The sequence below is a fragment of the Halomonas sp. DN3 genome, from assembly GCF_024137905.1.
GTDB classification, from domain to species: domain Bacteria; phylum Pseudomonadota; class Gammaproteobacteria; order Pseudomonadales; family Halomonadaceae; genus Halomonas; species Halomonas litopenaei.
Map to the genome: position 1 here is coordinate 4,602,948 of NZ_CP099965.1, position 16,661 is coordinate 4,619,608.

The 16,661-nt window shown below is 64.5% G+C and carries 4 protein-coding genes; all 4 read right to left on the minus strand.

The features are described from left to right. Positions 1 to 25: 25 nt before the first annotated feature. On the minus strand, positions 26 to 12,901 hold the full coding sequence (locus tag NKF27_RS19865; protein ID WP_253554552.1) for an Ig-like domain-containing protein: 12,876 nt from the start codon (positions 12,899 to 12,901) through the stop codon (positions 26 to 28). A gap of 27 nt (positions 12,902 to 12,928) precedes the next feature. After that, on the minus strand, positions 12,929 to 14,653 hold the full coding sequence (locus NKF27_RS19870; protein ID WP_253554554.1) for an Ig-like domain-containing protein: 1,725 nt from the start codon (positions 14,651 to 14,653) through the stop codon (positions 12,929 to 12,931). Between the two features lie 618 nt (positions 14,654 to 15,271). Continuing rightward, positions 15,272 to 16,291 (minus strand): glycosyltransferase, encoded by a 1,020-nt coding sequence (locus NKF27_RS19875; protein WP_253554556.1) that lies wholly within the window; start codon positions 16,289 to 16,291, stop codon positions 15,272 to 15,274. Between the two features lie 20 nt (positions 16,292 to 16,311). Continuing rightward, a complete protein-coding gene (locus NKF27_RS19880; RefSeq protein WP_253554557.1) occupies positions 16,312 to 16,635 on the minus strand; it encodes a hypothetical protein in 324 nt (107 codons plus the stop codon). Positions 16,636 to 16,661: the final 26 nt, after the last annotated feature.

Consider the following 16,661-nt stretch of genomic DNA (forward strand, 5'->3'; position numbering starts at 1 on the left):
ACTGCGCCAGGCGCTACCCCCACCCTCAATTGACCTCCACGTTGACGGTGTCTTCCACCAGCAGCGTGGTGCTGCCCAGGCTGTACTCGACATAGGTGGTGTCGCCGCTGGTCTGCTCGTTGCCCGTGGCCACGGCGCCGCTAGCACTGAGCGTATCGCCGTCATCACCCTCCACCTTCAGAATGTTGTCATCATCGGTCAGGGCGATGGCCTCGTCCTCGTCGAGGGTCAGGCGGGATGCGCCGTCGTCGTCTCCCAGGTCGATACGCTCGATATTGCCGACCGTGCCGACGTCAGCATCGGTCAGGTCGAGATCGATGCCGCCATCGAGCAGCAGCACATCCTCGCCGGTACCGCCGTCGATGGTATCGAAGCCCGTCCCGGAAAGACGAATCTCATCGCTGCCGGCGCCACCATTGAAGGTATCGCTGCCCTGACCATCGATCAGCAGATCGTTGCCATCGCCACCGTTGAGGACGTCGTCGCCTGATCCGCCTCTCAGCAGATCATTGCCGCCCCCGGCGTCGATGGTGTCGTTGCCGGCGTAGCCGTAAAAGCGTTCGTTGCCGAGACCACCATCCAGGTCGTTATTGCCTCCATCGCCTTCTTCGATGTAGGTGCTGCCACCGAAGAGCTGGTCCAACGCTTCGGCTTGCACCAGATTGCCGACCAGTTCGCTGTCCTCGAGTCCTTCGGTGTCGGTGGCGCTGATGCGAAGCGCGTTCAACACACTGAGCTGCAGGTCAGTGCCAAGACCGAGCAGACCGCCGTCGCCATCGGTAAACTTCACGCTGCCAAGCAACTCATTGACCGCCAGATTGTCGATAGGACCGCCATCCAGTGCGGTGATGGTCAGCGAGGCCCGCGGCGCAACGAGCCCGAGGACGCCGCTGGAACTCTCCGTTGAGATGCTCAGACCGAGCTCCTGAGCCATGGCCTGGGATGCCGTCAGTTCGACCGCGTCGGTCAGATTGATATCGAGCAAGGGACGGAAGTCGATCGTGACCGACGCAAGATTGTTCTCGGCATCGGCAGCCACCAACGCCTGGCTGTTGAGATCGATGATGCCCAGCGCCGAGACATCCAGCAGCCCCAGCAGGCCGCTGTCGGCCTGCACGATCGGCGCGGTATTGTCCGGATCCGGGTCGCTGGGGACCGTCGGTTCGTCCAGTGTTCCGGTCTCATCGACCGCCACACTGGTGGACGTGCTGTCGCCATCCCCGTCGGTCAGGGTCGCGTCGATCTCGGTGGACGACTTGAAGCCGCCGACCGCCGTCTCTCCCGCCTGGACGGTGGTGTCCACGGAGAGATGGCCACCCTCGAGAAGTTGCTGAATGATCTGCCAGTCGGACGCCGCATCTGCCCCCTGGCCGACCAGATCGACACCTTCGAGCAGGATGACCTGGTCCGTTTCGCCAGCGTCGTAGCCACCCAGATAGCCGCCGCTGGAGCTGATCTCGAGGCGGGTATCGCCATCCGCGGTGCGCACGAAGTGCAGGAAGCTGGTCAGGTTGCCGGGATCGGTACCGATCCTGACCTCGTTCTGCAAAAGGCCCTGAAGGTCCAGAATATCGCCATCGCCGAGGGAGAAGTCGGTGATGGTGTCGACAACAGGGCTACCGGCGGCCCCTGCGTTTCCGGCTTCAAAGCGGAATACATCGCGGCCGGTCCCACCCGTCAGGGTATCGGCACCGGTGCCGCCGATCAGCAGGTCGTTACCATCCTCGCCGGACAAGCTGTCATCGCCGGCCCCACCCCGCAGGATGTCATTGCCGGCGCCGGCGTTCAGGATATCGTCACCACCATAGCCATAGAGGCGATCGCTATTGGCGGTGCCGGTGAGGGTATTGCCCGCATCGGGATCGGCCGATTCATCTTCTACAAGGTAGCCAGGTGCGTCACCGCCATTGAGGAGGTCGAGGTCGAGTATGTCGTTCCGCGACACAGGGCCAACGTCATTGCCCTCAGCATCTACGGCGGAAATCGAGAGGGACGAACCTAGACCAATAGATGTCAAGCCACCGCTGTAGTAAACCGAACCTAAAAACTCGTTCCATTGCTGAGAACTCAGCCCTCCATCAGGTGCGGTTATCACGATGGATGCGTTGTTATCCAAAACACCCAAGCGATTCGAATTATCGACCGTCAGCCCAAACGCTTGCGCCATCGTTTCTGAGTATTCAAACCCAGGACTACCCAGGGATACTGAAAGAATTGACGCCAATGTCACCGTAACGCTTGCAATATCATTGTCCGGATCATTGACGCTAAATGCCTGGCTTTCGCTAAAATTCACCAGGCCAAGAGCGTCTACACCCACGATACCCAGCAAGCTGGCAGAATCACCCAGCCCGACCGAAGGAGCCTGGTCAGACACAAAGGCATCATTGGCAAGGCTGCCTTGCGTAAAGCGGTAGGTCCCGTCGGCAAGATTGACGTCAAAGGTCTCACCTTTCACGGTGGTGACCGTCAACTGGCTGGACGTATCGTCGTATTGGTAGCCGGCGATCAGGTCGGACTGTCCCTGCTGCTCCACGCTACCGCTGTCCTGGTTGTAGCTGAAGGTCACCCCATCAATCACGATGGAACTGACCACACCACCATCGGCACCAAAGTCATCGACCAGCGTGCCCTCCACCGGCTGAGTCATCCCGCTGGTATCGATAAGCACAGGCGCCGCGGCGTCGGGCACGGCGTCGGTGAGCTGGATCTCCAGGCTGCCCACGGCGCTGTTGCCGGCGGCGTCCACGGTCGAGATCTGGAAGCCGAGCTCCTGAATGTCCGCACCAAGGGCCGGGTGATCCAGCGCCGCCAACTGGGTAAAGGTGTAAGCACCCGTTGCCCCGTTGATGACCAGCGTCGCGACGTCACTGCCTGCCGCCGTCGCCGTCATGGTGTAGCTCTGTTGCTGGGCATCGTAACTGCCCGCCCAGGTGACATCGCTGCCACCGGCGGTAAGCCCTTCCGGTGGGGTGACCTCAATCTGCGCCAGGTCTCCCCAGTCATTACCGGCCAGGTTGCCCGAAACCGTGGCATCCACCGCTTCGTTCAGCGCCTCGCTGCTGTCGGCGATCAAGGCACCAGTGGTGTCCAGGGTCGTGGTATCTGTCACGGTCCCGCTATTCCCGGCGGCATCCTCAAGCGTCATGGTGACCGTCAATTCGCCATCGGCAAGCGCGCTGAGGTCGAGACCCGTGACGCTCACCGTGCCATCGCCAGCCACGGTAATAGCGCTGGGGTCGACGGTGATATCGGCGGTATCACTATCTCCGTCACTGATCACGATGCTGGACAGGGTGCTGTCGGCATCGATCTGCCCGCTAAGGGAAATATCCGTCGCTTCCGCATCGCCGATCAGCTCATCATCGAAGGCAATCGCGTTGTTCGGACCGCCAGGCGCGGTCGTATCCACGTTGAAGTCGAGAGCAGCAGACGGCTCGGAGCTATTGCCGGCGGCGTCGGCAATCACCGCATCGACGCTGTAGCTGCCGTCTTCCAGGGCATCGCTCGGAATCACCACCGTCGCACTGCCCGTCGCAACGTCATCCGCGGTGACCGTGTAGACAACCTCGGAGGTCACATCATCGGCATCGGTGACACTAAGCGTAACGGTGTCACCGGTCTGGGTACCGATGGTCAGACTGACAGCAACCTGCACGCCATCGGCCAGCTCGTCGGCATTGATGCCATCCGCAGCCTCGGCGATCGCCAGGCTCGGGGCGTCTGTTCCACCAGAACCACCGGGGCTGGTGGTGTCGACGTTCAGCTCGAAGGCGTCGCTCGGCTCCGAGGTATTGCCAGCGGCATCGGTGGCAGTCACCGTCAGGCTGTAATCACCTTCGGCCAGCGGATCGGTCGGGGTGAACGTCCAGTTGCCGCTGCCGTCGGCTTCGGCGGTACCCAGCACGGTGTCACCATCGAGGATGGTCACCGTGCTGTCCGCCTCGGCGGTGCCGGTCAGCGTCGGGGTAGCATCATCGGTGCTGTCACCGCTGGAAAGCGGCCCGGATACATTACCCACGTTGTCCGAGGCCGTGGTGATGGCCGGCTCCACCGGGGCGCTGGTGTCGACGCTCAGGTCGAAGGCCGTGCTCGGATCGGAAGTATTACCGGCAGCATCGGTAGCGGTAGCGGTGAAGCTGTGGCTACCCTCGCCGAGGTCTGAGGCCGGGGTATAGCTCCAATCGCCGCTGTCATCCGCAACGACGGTGCCCAGCACAGTGTCACCATCGAGGATGGTCACCGTGCTGCCCGCCACTGCGGTACCGGACAGCGTCGGGGTGGCGTCGTCGGTGCTGTCGCCGCTGGCAAGCGGATCGGTCACATCGCCCACGTTGTCAGATGCCGTCGTGATGCTCGGTACCGCAGGCGCGGCCGTGTCCACGCGGAATTCGACAGCGGGGGAAGAGGCCGCTGAGCTATTGCCCGCGGCGTCGCTAATCACCGCCGTCACGCTGTAGTTGCCGTCTGCCAGGGCATCGCTCGGAATCACCACCGTGGCGCTGCCATTGGTGACATCGTCCGCCGTGACCGTATAGGGAACCTCGGAGGTCACGTCATCGACATCGGTGACACTCAGCGTGATGGTGTCACCGGCCTGGGTGCCGGTGGTCAGGCCGACGCTGGCCTGAACGCCATCGGCCAGTTCACTGGCATTGATGCCATCCGCGGCCTCGGCAATCGCCAGGGTCGGGGCGTCTGTACCGTCGTCACCACCAGGGCTGGTCGCATCCACGTCGAAGTCGACGCTGTTGGACGGTGCAGAGCTATTGCCCGCGGCGTCGCTAATCACCGCCGCGACGCTATAGTCGCCGTCTGCCAGGGCATCGCTCGGGATCTCCACCGTGGCGCTACCGTCTGTGACATCGTCCGCCGTGACCGTGTAGGTAACCTCGGAGGTCACATCATCGGCATCGGTGACGCTCAGCGTAATGGTGTCACCGGCCTGGGTACCGGCGGTCAGACCGACGCTGGCCTGAACGCCATCGGCCAGCTCATCGGCGCCGATGGTGCCGTCTGCGGCCTCTGCGATTGCCAGGGTCGGGGCGTCGGTGCCGGCGTCGCCGCCGGGGCTGGTGGTGTCGACGCTCAGTTCAAAGGCGTCGCTCGCCTCGGAAGTATTACCGGCAGCATCGGTGGCGGTAGCGGTAAAGCTGTGGCTACCTTCGCCGAGGTCTGTGGCCGGGGTATAGCTCCAATGACCGCTGTCATCCGCAACGGCGGTACCCAGCACAGTGTCACCATCGAGGATGGTCACCGTGCTGCCCGCCACTGCGGTACCGGACAGCGTCGGGGTGGCGTCGTCGGTGCTGTCGCCGCTGGCAAGCGGATCGGTCACATCGCCCACATCGTCCGAGGCCGTCGTGATGCTCGGTACCGCAGGCGCGGCAGTGTCCACGCGGAATTCGACAGCGGGGGAAGAGGCCGCTGAGCTATTGCCCGCGGCATCAGCAATCACCGCCGTAACGCTGTAGTTGCCGTCTGCCAGGGCATCGCTCGGAATCACCACCGTGGCGCTGCCATTGGTGACATCGTCCGCCGTGACCGTGTAGGGAACCTCGGAGGTCACGTCATCGGCATCGGTGACACTCAGCGTAATGGTGTCCCCGGCCTGGGTGCCGGCGGTCAGACCGACGCTTGCCTGAACACCATCAGACAGCTCTGCGGCGTTGATGCCATCCGCGGCCTCGGCAATCGCCAGGGTCGGGGCGTCCGTGCCGTCGCCACCGCCGGGGCTGGTCGCATCCACAGTGAAGTCGACGCTGGGAGACGCCGCTGAGCTATTGCCCGCGGCGTCGCTAATCACCGCCGCGACGCTATAGTCGCCGTCTGCCAGGGCATCGCTCGGAATCACCACCGTGGCGCTGCCATTGGTGACATCGTCCGCGGTGACCGTATAGGAAACCTCGGAGGTCACGTCATCGGCATCGGTGACGCTAAGCGTGATGGTGTCACCGGCCTGGGTACCGTCCGTCAGGCCGACGCTGGCCTCAACGCCATCGGAAAGCTCATCGGCGTTGACGGTGCCGTCCGCGGCCTCGGCAATCGCCAGGGTCGGGGCGTCGGTGCCGGCGTCGCCACCGGGGCTGGTGGTGTCGACGACCAGTTCAAAGGCGTCGCTCGGCTCCGAGGTATTGCCAGCGTCATCGGTGGCGGTAGCGGTGAGGCTGTGGCTACCCTCGCCGAGCTCCGAGGCCGGGGTGTAGCTCCAATGGCCGCTGTCATCCGCAACGGCAGTACCCAGTTCGCTGTCACCATCGAGGATGGTCACCGTGCTGTCCGCCTCGGCGGTGCCGGTCAGCGTCGGGGTGGTGTCGTCGGTGCTGTCACCGCTGGCAAGCGGATCGGTCACATCGCCCACGTTGTCAGATGCCGTCGTGATGCTCGGCACCTCAGGCGCAGCAGTGTCCACGCGGAATTCGACAGCGGGGGAAGAGGCCGCTGAGCTATTGCCGGCGGCATCAGAAATGACCGCCTCGACGCTGTAGTCGCCGTCTGCCAGGGCATCGCTCGGAATCACCACCGTGGCGCTGCCATTGGTGACATCGTCCGCCGTGACCGTGTAGGCAACGTCGGAGGTCACGTTATCGGCGTTGGTGACGCTCAGCGTGATGGTGTCACCGGCCTGGGTATCGGTGGTCAGGCCGACGCTTGCCTGAACACCATCGGCCAGCTCATCGGCGTCGATGCTGTCGTCGTCCTCGGCCTCTGCGATTGCCAGGGTCGGGGCGTCGGTGCCGGCGTCGCCACCGGGGCTGGTGGTGTCGACGACCAGTTCAAAGGCGTCGCTCGGCTCCGAGGTATTGCCAGCGTCATCGGTGGCGGTAGCGGTGAGGCTGTGGCTACCCTCGCCGAGCTCCGAGGCCGGGGTGTAGCTCCAATGGCCGCTGTCATCCGCAACGGCAGTACCCAGTTCGCTGTCACCATCGAAGATGGTCACCGTGCTGTGCGCCTCGGCGGTACCGGATAGCGTCGGGGTGGCGTCATCGGTGCTGTCGCCGCTGGCAAGCGACCCGGTGACGTCGCCTTCATCGTCCGCGACCTCTGCAATGGTCGGTGCGACCGGCGGCTGGGTGTCGTCAATGGAGGTGTCGACCGTGGTGGTTGCCTGCGGGCTGGTATTGCCCGCCGGATCCGTCGCGGTCACCGTGACCACGGTATCGTCTGCCAGCGGAGCATCCGGCGCCACCGACCAGTCACCGGTCGTCTCGTCCGCGGTGGTCGTCAGGTCAGAGGTGCCATCACCATCGACGTCGAGCTCAATCGTGCTCCCGGGCTCGGCGGTCCCGCTGATCACGGAGCCGTCGGTAGGGTTGATGACAGGCGCGTCTGGCGCGCTGATATCCACGTTCAACTCGAAGGCGTCGCTCGGCTCCGAGGTGTTGCCGGCGGGATCGGTCGCGGTGACCGTCAGGCTGTGACTGCCTTCGCCCAGCGGGTCCGTCGGTGTAAAGCTCCAGTTGCCGCTATCGTCGGCTTCGACACTACCCAGCACGGTGTCACCATCCAGGATGGTGACCGTGCTGCCCGCCTCGGCGGTGCCGGACAGCGTCGGGGTGGTGTCGTCGGTGCTGTCACCGCTGGTCAGTGCGCCGGTGAGGGCACCCGCATCGTCCTGAACCTGGCCAATGCTCGGCACCTCAGGGGCGGCGGCGTCCACGCCGAAGTCGACACTGGGGGACGCCGCAGAGCTGTTGCCGGCAGCGTCGGTAATCACCGCCGCAACGCTGTAGTTACCATCTTCCAGAGCACTGCTCGGAATCACCACCGTGGCGCTGCCATTGGTGACGTCGTCCGCGGTGACCGTATAGGAAACCTCGGAGGTCACGTCATCGCTATCGGTGACGCTCAGCGTGATGGTGTCACCGGCCTGGGTACCGTCCGTCAGGCCGACGCTGGCCTCAACGCCATCGGACAGCTCATCGGCGTTGACGGTGTCGTCCGCGGCCTCGGCAATCGCCAGAGTCGGGGCGTCCGTGCCGGCGTCACCACCAGGGCTGGTGGTGTCGACGCCCAGCTCAAAGGCGTCGCTCGGATCGGAAGTATTACCGGCGGCATCGGTGGCGGTAGCGGTAAAGCTGTAGTCACCTTCGGCCAGCGGGTCCGTCGGGGTGAACGTCCAGTCGCCGCTGCCGTCGGCTTCGGCGGTACCCAGTACGGTGTCACCGTCGTAGATGGTCACGGTGCTGTCCGCCTCGGCGGTGCCGGTCAGCGTCGGGGTGGCGTCGTCAGTGCTGTCGCCGCTGGCAAGCGGGCCGGTCACATCGCCCACGTTGTCAGATGCCGTCGTGATGCTCGGCACCTCAGGCGCGGCCGTGTCCACGCGGAATTCAACAGCGGGGGAAGACGCCGCAGAGCCGTTGCCGGCGGCATCAGCAATCACCGCCTCGACGCTATAGTTGCCATCTTCCAGCGCATCGCTCGGAATCATCAGCTTGGCGCTGCCATCGGTAACGTCGTCCGCTGTGACCGTGTAGGTAACCTCGGAGGTCTCGTTATCGGCGGTGGTGACATTCAGCGTAATGGTATCCCCGGCCTGGGTGCCGTCCGTCAGATCGACGATCGCCTGAACGCCATCGGCCAGCTCATCGGCGCTGATGGTGCCGTCCGCGGCCTCGGCGATCTCCAGGGTGGGGGCATCAGTACCGTCACTACCACCGGGGCTGGTGGTGTCGACGCTCAGTTCAAAGGCGTCGCTCGCCTCCGAGGTATTACCGGCAGCATCGGTGGCGGTAGCGGTAAAGCTGTGGCTGCCCTCGCCGAGTTCTGTGGCCGGGGTATAGCTCCAATGACCGCTGTCATCCGCAACCGCGGTGCCCAGCACGCTGTCACCATCGAGGATGGTCACCGTGCTGCCCGCCACTGCGGTACCGGATAGCGTCGGGGTGGTGTCGTCGGTGCTGTCACCGCTGGCAAGCGGATCGGTCACATCGCCCACGTCGTCCGAGGCCGTCATGATGCTCGGTACCGCAGGCGCGGCAGTGTCCACGCGGAATTCGACAGCGGGGGAAGAGGCCGCTGAGCTATTGCCGGCAGCATCAGCAATCACCGCCTCGACGCTGTAGTCGCCGTCTGCCAGGGCATCGCTCGGAATCACCACCGTGGCGCTGCCATTGGTGACATCGTCCGCCGTGACCGTATAGGAAACCTCGGAGGTCACGTTATCGGCATCGGTGACGCTCAGGGTGATGGTGTCACCGGCCTGGGTGCCGTCCGTCAGGCCGACGCTTGCCTGAACGCCATCGGACAGCTCGTCGGCGTTGATGCTGTCGTCGTCCGCCTCGTTAGCCTCGTCGATGGTCAGGGTCGGGGCGTCGGAACCGTCATTGCCCCCGGGGCTGGTCGCATCCACAGTGAAGTCGACGCCGTTGGACGGTGCAGAATTGTTGCCCGCGGCATCAGAAATCACCGCCGCGACGCTGTAGTCGCCGTCTGCCAGCGCATCGCTCGGAATCACCACCATGGCGCTACCTGCGCCGACGTCGTCTGCCGTCACGGTGTAGGAAACCTCGGAGGTCACGTCGTCGGCGGTGGTGACACTCAGCGTAATGGTGTCCCCGGCCTGGGTGCCTTCTGTCAGTCCGACGATGGCCTCAACGCCATCGGAAAGCTCAGCGGCGTTGATGGTGTCGTCCAAGGCCTCGGCAATCGCCAGGGTCGGGGCGACCGTACCGGCGTCACCACCAGGACTGGTCGCATCCACGTTGAAGTTGATGCTGTTGGACGGGGCAGAACTGTTGCCGGCGGCGTCGGTAATCACCGCCGCGACGCTGTAGTCGCCGTCTGCCAGGGCATCGCTCGGAATCATCACCGTGGCGCTGCCATTGGAGACGTCGTCCGCCGTGACCGTATAGGAAACCTCGGAGGTCACGTCATCGGCATCGGTGACGCTCAGGGTAATGGTGTCCCCGACCTGGGTACCGGTGGTCAGGCCGACGCTGGCCTCAACGCCATCGGCCAGTTCACTGGCGTTGATGCTGTCGTCCTCAGCCTCGTCGATTGCCAGAGTCGGGGCGTCCGTGCCGGTATCGCCGCCGGGGCTGGTCGCATCCACAGTGAAGCCGACACTGCTGGACGGTGCTGAACTGTTGCCGGCGGCATCAGAAATCACCGCCGCGACGCTGTAGTCGCCGTCTGCCAGCGCATCGCTCGGGATCACCACCGTGGCGCTACCGTCTGTGACATCGTCCGCCGTGACCGTATAGGGAACCTCGGAGGTCACGTCATCGGCATCGGTGACACTCAGCGTGATGGTGTCCCCGGCCTGGGTGCCGGCGGTCAGACCGACGCTGGCCTGAACGCCATCGGACAGCTCATCGGCGTTGATGCTGTCGTCGTCCTCAGCCTCGGCAATCGCCAGGCTCGGGGCGTCCGTGCCGGCGTCGCCGCCGGGGCTGGTCGCATCCACATTGAAGTCGATGCTGTTGGACGGTGCTGAACTGTTGCCGGCGGCATCAGAAATCACCGCCGCGACGCTGTAGTTGCCGTCTGCCAGGGCATCGCTCGGAATCACCACCGTGGCGCTGCCATTGGTGACATCGTCCGCCGTGACCGTGTAGGCAACGTCGGAGGTCACGTTATCGGCGTTGGTGACGCTCAGCGTGATGGTGTCACCGGCCTGGGTATCGGTGGTCAGGCCGACGCTTGCCTGAACACCATCGGCCAGCTCATCGGCGTCGATGCTGTCGTCGTCCTCGGCCTCTGCGATTGCCAGGGTCGGGGCGTCGGTGCCGGCGTCGCCACCGGGGCTGGTGGTGTCGACGACCAGTTCAAAGGCGTCGCTCGGCTCCGAGGTATTGCCAGCGTCATCGGTGGCGGTAGCGGTGAGGCTGTGGCTACCCTCGCCGAGCTCCGAGGCCAGGGTGTAGCTCCAATGGCCGCTGTCATCCGCAACGGCAGTACCCAGTTCGCTGTCACCATCGAAGATGGTCACCGTGCTGTGCGCCTCGGCGGTACCGGATAGCGTCGGGGTGGCGTCATCGGTGCTGTCGCCGCTGGCAAGCGACCCGGTGACGTCGCCTTCATCGTCCGCGACCTCTGCAATGGTCGGTGCGACCGGCGGCTGGGTGTCGTCAATGGAGGTGTCGACCGTGGTGGTTGCCTGCGGGCTGGTATTGCCCGCCGGATCCGTCGCGGTCACCGTGACCACGGTATCGTCTGCCAGCGGAGCATCCGGCGCCACCGACCAGTCACCGGTCGTCTCGTCAGCAGTGGTCGTCAGGTCAGAGGTGCCATCACCATCGACGTCGAGCTCAATCGTGCTCCCGGGCTCGGCGGTCCCGCTGATCACGGAGCCGTCGGTAGGGTTGATGACAGGCGCGTCTGGCGCGCTGATATCTACGTTCAACTCGAAGGCGTCGCTCGGCTCCGAGGTGTTGCCGGCGGGATCGGTCGCGGTGACCGTCAGGCTGTGACTGCCTTCGCCCAGCGGGTCCGTCGGTGTAAAGCTCCAGTTGCCGCTATCGTCGGCTTCGACACTGCCCAGCACGGTGTCACCATCCAGGATGGTGACCGTGCTACCCGCCTCGGCGGTGCCGGACAGCGTCGGAGTGGTGTCGTCGGTGCTGTCACCGCTGGCAAGCGGATCGGTCACATCGCCCTCGTTGTCCGAGGCGGTCATGATGCTCGGCAGCTCAGGCGGGGCGGCGTCCACCCCGAAGTCGACGCTGGGGGACGCCGCAGAGCCATTGCCGGCGGCATCAGAAATCACCGCCTCGACGCTGTAGCTGCCATCTGCCAGAGCACCGCTCGGAATCACCACCGTGGCGCTACCATTGGCGACGTCGTCCGCGGTGACCGTATAGGAAACCTCGGAGGTCACGTCATCGCTATCGGTGACGCTCAGCGTAATGGTGTCGCCGGCCTGGGTACCGTCCGTCAGGCCGACGCTGGCCTCGACGCCATCGGACAGCTCATCGGCGTTGACGGTGTCGTCTGCGGCCTCGGCAATCGCCAGGGTCGGGGCGTCTGTGCCGGCGTCACCCCCAGGGCTGGTGGTGTCGACGCTCAGCTCAAAGGCGTCGCTCGGATCGGAAGTATTACCGGCGGCATCGGTGGCGGTGACCGTCAGGCTATGGCTGCCTTCGGCCAGCGGGTCCGTCGGGGTGAACGTCCAGTCGCCGCTGCCGTCGGCTTCGGCGGTACCCAGTACGGTGTCGCCATCGAGGATGGTCACGGTGCTGTCCGCCTCGGCGGTACCGGACAGCGTCGGGGTGGCGTCGTCGGTGCTGTCACCGCTGGCAAGCGGCCCGGTGACGTCACCGGCATCGTCCTCTACCGCACCGATGGCCGGCACTTCCGGCGCTTCGGTATCTACGCTCAGTTCAAAGGCATCACTCGGCGCCGAAGTATTGCCGGCGGGGTCGGTGGCGGTGACCGTCAGGCCATGACTGCCTTCGGCCAGCGGTTGCTCGGGGGTGAAGCTCCAGTTGCCACTGCCGTCGGCTTCGACACTGCCCAGCACGGTGTCGCCGTCCAGGACAGTGACCGTGCTGCCCGCCTCTGCGCTACCGGACAGCGTCGGGGTGGTGTCGTCGGTGCTGTCTCCGCTGGTCAGAGGCGTGGCAACGTCGCCCGCATCGTCCTGCACCTCACCGATGGTCGGCACCACCGGCGCGGCGGTATCCACGCTCAGTTCGAAGACGGCGCTCGATTCGGACGTGTTGTTGGAGGCATCGGTCGCGGTGACCGTCAGGCTATGGCTGCCTTCGGCCAGCGGTTGTTCAGGCGTGAAACTCCAGTGACCGCTCTCGTCTGCGGTCACCGTATCCAGAATATCGTCGCCATCCTTGATGGTGACCGTGCTGCCCGCCTCTGCGCTACCGGAAAGCGTCGGGGTGGCGTCGTCGGTGCTGTCGCCGCCGGCCAACTGCCCGGTGATGTCGCCTTCATCGTCCACCACCGCGGAGATGGTCGGTGCGGCCGGCGCCTAGGTGTCCACCAGGGCGGTATCCACCTCTACCGTGACTTCCGGACTGACGTTACCCGCCTCGTCGATCGCCAACGCTACCACCATGGTGTCGTCGGCCAACGGAGTAGACGGCGCCACCGACCAGTCACCGGTCGTCGGGTCCACCTCGACTTGCATCATCGTGGTGCCATCGCCGCCAATGTCGACCTCGACCATGCAACCCGGCTCGGCTTTCCCGCTGATCACGGTGCCATCGGTCGGATTGATGAGCGGCGCGGTTGGCGCGCTGGTATCCACGTTCAACTCGAAGGCGCCGCTCGACTCCGAGGTGTTGCCGGCAGCGTCGGTCGAGGTGACGGTAAGGCTATGGCTGCCGTCGGCGAGAGGCTCCGAGGGGGTAAAGCTCCAGCTTCCGCTGTCATCGACGGTGATGGAATCGAGCACCGTGTCGCCATCCTTGATGGTCACCGTGCTACCCGCCTCGGCGACACCGGAAAGCGTCGGGGTGGCGTCGTCTGTGCTGTCACCACTGGAAAGCGGCCCAGTGTCGTCGCCTTCGTCATCCACGACCTGTGCAATGATCGGGGTCGCCGGGGCAGCGGCGTCCACCGTCAACGACGCTTCCGGGCTTGTGTTGCCCGCCGCGTCGGTCGCCGTCACCGTGACGTCAGAAGCGTCAGCCAGCGGCGAAGAAGGCTCCACCGACCACTCGCCGGTTGTCTCATCCGCGGTGACCGTCAGATCCGCCGTACCATCACCGTCAAGGTCGACTTCGATCGTGCTTCCGGGTTCGGCACTGCCGCTGATGACGGTGCCATCACTCGGGTTCAGGGTCGGCACGTCGGGCGCAGCGGTATCGACCGTCAGCTCAACGGCATCGCTCGCCTCCGAGGTGTTGCCGGCGGCATCGGTGGCGGTGACCGTCAGGCTATGGCTGCCCTCGGCCAGCGGCTCGCTGGGGGTAAAGCTCCAGTTGCCGCTGTCGTCCGCGATGACGGTCCCCAGCACCGCGTCGCCGTCACGAATGGTGATGGTGCTGCCCGCCTCTGCGCTGCCGGACAGCGTCGGGGTGGTATCGTCGGTGCTGTCGCCGCTGGCAAGTGGCCCGGTGACATCGCCCTGATCATCGCGTATGGCGCCGATCTGCGGGGCCGACGGAGCGGTCTCATCGGTGCTGTCGTCGTTATCCTGATCGCTGTCGTCGCCGCTGTCGTCGCCGCTGTCGCTGTCGTCGTCGCTATCGCTGCCGTCATCACTGGCCGGGGCGTCGCCGTCATCGTCGCTGCCGCCACCACCACCGCCGCCACCGGCGGCCGCAGCAGCCAGGCCCGCAGCGGCGGCGCCGCCAAGAATCGCAGCGCCGGTCCAGCCGCTGCCACCCTCTTCAGCCGCAGCCACCATCTCGAAGCCTGCCATGTCGGGCTGGGGAACGTACTGCGCGGCAACGACGCCGTTGTCGGCGGCCGGCGCCAGGTCAGCCCAGACGACGCCACCTTCATCATCAACCAGGTAAAGCTCGCTCTGTCCTGCGCCAGCGTCGGTATAGAACCCGACGATCTTCAGGGTCTGGCCGTTGGCCATCTCGACTATCAGGTCGTCACCGTCTCTGACAAGGGAGGCAATATCCTCTGGACTGATGTCCAGCAATACCTTGCTTGATGTCTCGAGAACGAGTTCTCCCTCGACCTCCCACGCGACAGCCTCGGAAAGTTCCTCTTCCAGACGGCTAACCTTGACAGTCATTCCCATGCGACACCCCTTGTCGTTATTACCTGTTCCCGGACACCACACCCGATGTCATCACGACACGGCGGGCGAACCTGATACGTAGTTATGACTAAATAGGGATGTAAAACACAGACGGCGCGCTATTCAAGCATGGAAAATCGATTTTAATTTCGAAAACAATCGTTTACTTAACGTTCAGATGATAAAAATCCTTATAAAACAGCCATATGCTTTCATTAATTATTCAATAGCCGCCTCTACTACTAAAGCCTGAGTACTTTATAAGTGGTTGAAAATATAGGGCATGCGAATATTTATATTTTGATTAATTTATGTAAACAAGTAGCTAGCAAGTGTCACAAGACATAACCGTTTTTATTGTTTGCTGGATCAATAAAAAATGCGCCTTAAGGTACTCACTGTTTCCCCTTGCGGTATTGAAAGGTGATCGAGCAACTTCAAACACAAATGAAACCGATTATCGAAAGAGAACTTCATGCACTTCCCACCCGACGTCAACGCAAAAAAAACGGCGGAAGGGACTTATCCCTTCCGCCGTTATTGTCAATAACCGCACTGTGACCAGATGCTCTAGCTGATAATGAAGCTCGACCTGTCAGATGATGGCTACGCTCACCGGCCCATATGCCTTGTCCTCTCCCACCAGAATGCCTGCGCCCTGGCCGGGTCCCCGCTGATGCGGGCCTTCCTGGCCGCGTGCCAGGCCATCTCTCGCGTTTTTACGGGGTCGGCCAGCAGGGTATCGATGGCGTCCCGCCAGGCCTCGGGGTGGTCCTCCACCAGCAGCCCGTCCTCGCCGTGGTTGACGATATCGGCGTAGGGCGCACGGCGGCTGTAGATGCCGACGCCGCCCATGGCCGCGATATCCAGAAACTTGATGTGTGACTTGGCGCCATTGAAGGCGCTCGGCCACAGCGGCGCAATACCGATATGCAGACGGCAGCGGCGCTGGTAGGCCAGAAAGCGCCGCCAGGCCAGCGGCTTCGGCGAGGCCAGGCGCTCGAGGCGCGCCAGGGCGTCCGGGGTGTGACGCCCGAGCATCACCTCCATGTGAAGCGAGGTGTGGCGAGCATGGGCCTCGACCAGGGCGGGGATGACCCGCTGAAGGTCGGGGAGGTGGGCACGGGTTCCGTGAAACCCCAGTCGCCAGCCACTCGAGGTGAAGTGGTCGAGCGTCGGCAGCGGCGCCAGCAGGGGCGGCTCCAGCAGCGCCACCCGGGGGTGGCGCTCGCCCAGGCCCGCGGCCAGGGTGTCGCAGCAGGCCACCACCTCGTCGGCCAGCGCCAACAGGCGCGGCTGTCGTGCGGCGTGGCCCGCCATGCGCTGGCGATAGCCATCCGGCAGGCCCGGGTCCGCCGCCGCGGCGCCCAGGTCGTCGTCGATCAGATAATGGCAGCTCGCCAGGTTCGGGCGATGCGCCTCGAGCGCCTCGATCCAGGCCGTCGACAGGGTGCGGCAGACCAGCACATTGGCGCCCGCCAGCAAGCGCCCCAGCCACGGCCAGCACCAGCGCGGATGCTGCCAGCGGCTGGTGTCCAGCCGGCGCACCTCGACGCCCCGCTCGACCAGCCACGGACCGGCGGAACGCAAGAAGTAGATGTCCTCGGTCGGCCGCGCGCCATCGCTCAGCACGACCCATTTCGCTGGCGGCGTCATCCTCTGGCCCCACGCTCGCGGTAGCGACTCAGGCCCCTCTGCCCCAGCGTCACCAGCAGGGCGAGGCCGAAGCAGCCGACCACCGGGGCGGCCACGTCGAGCAGCGAGTCCAGGCTCCAGTGGTGGACCAGTCCGTAGTACCAGACCACCGCGTTGCCACCGCCGCCCTTCATCTCGTGCTGGGCGATTTCGCGGCCAACAAAGACCGCCACGCTGATGGCCGCCGCGGACCAACGGCCAAACAGCGGCCACAGGCATAGCTGGACGGCAAGACCGATGACGAAGTGCTCGAGGTGGGAATGATCAAGGGCGGCAAGCATGGGCTGCGGTCACCGGAAGAAAGAGG

Bases quoted from the DNA above. Each gene is read 5' to 3' on its own strand.
- NKF27_RS19870 (WP_253554554.1), bottom strand. From the start codon at position 14,653: ATGACTGTCAAGGTTAGCCGTCTGGAAGAGGAACTTTCCGAGGCTGTC.
- NKF27_RS19880 (WP_253554557.1), bottom strand. From the start codon at position 16,635: ATGCTTGCCGCCCTTGATCATTCCCACCTCGAGCACTTCGTCATCGGT.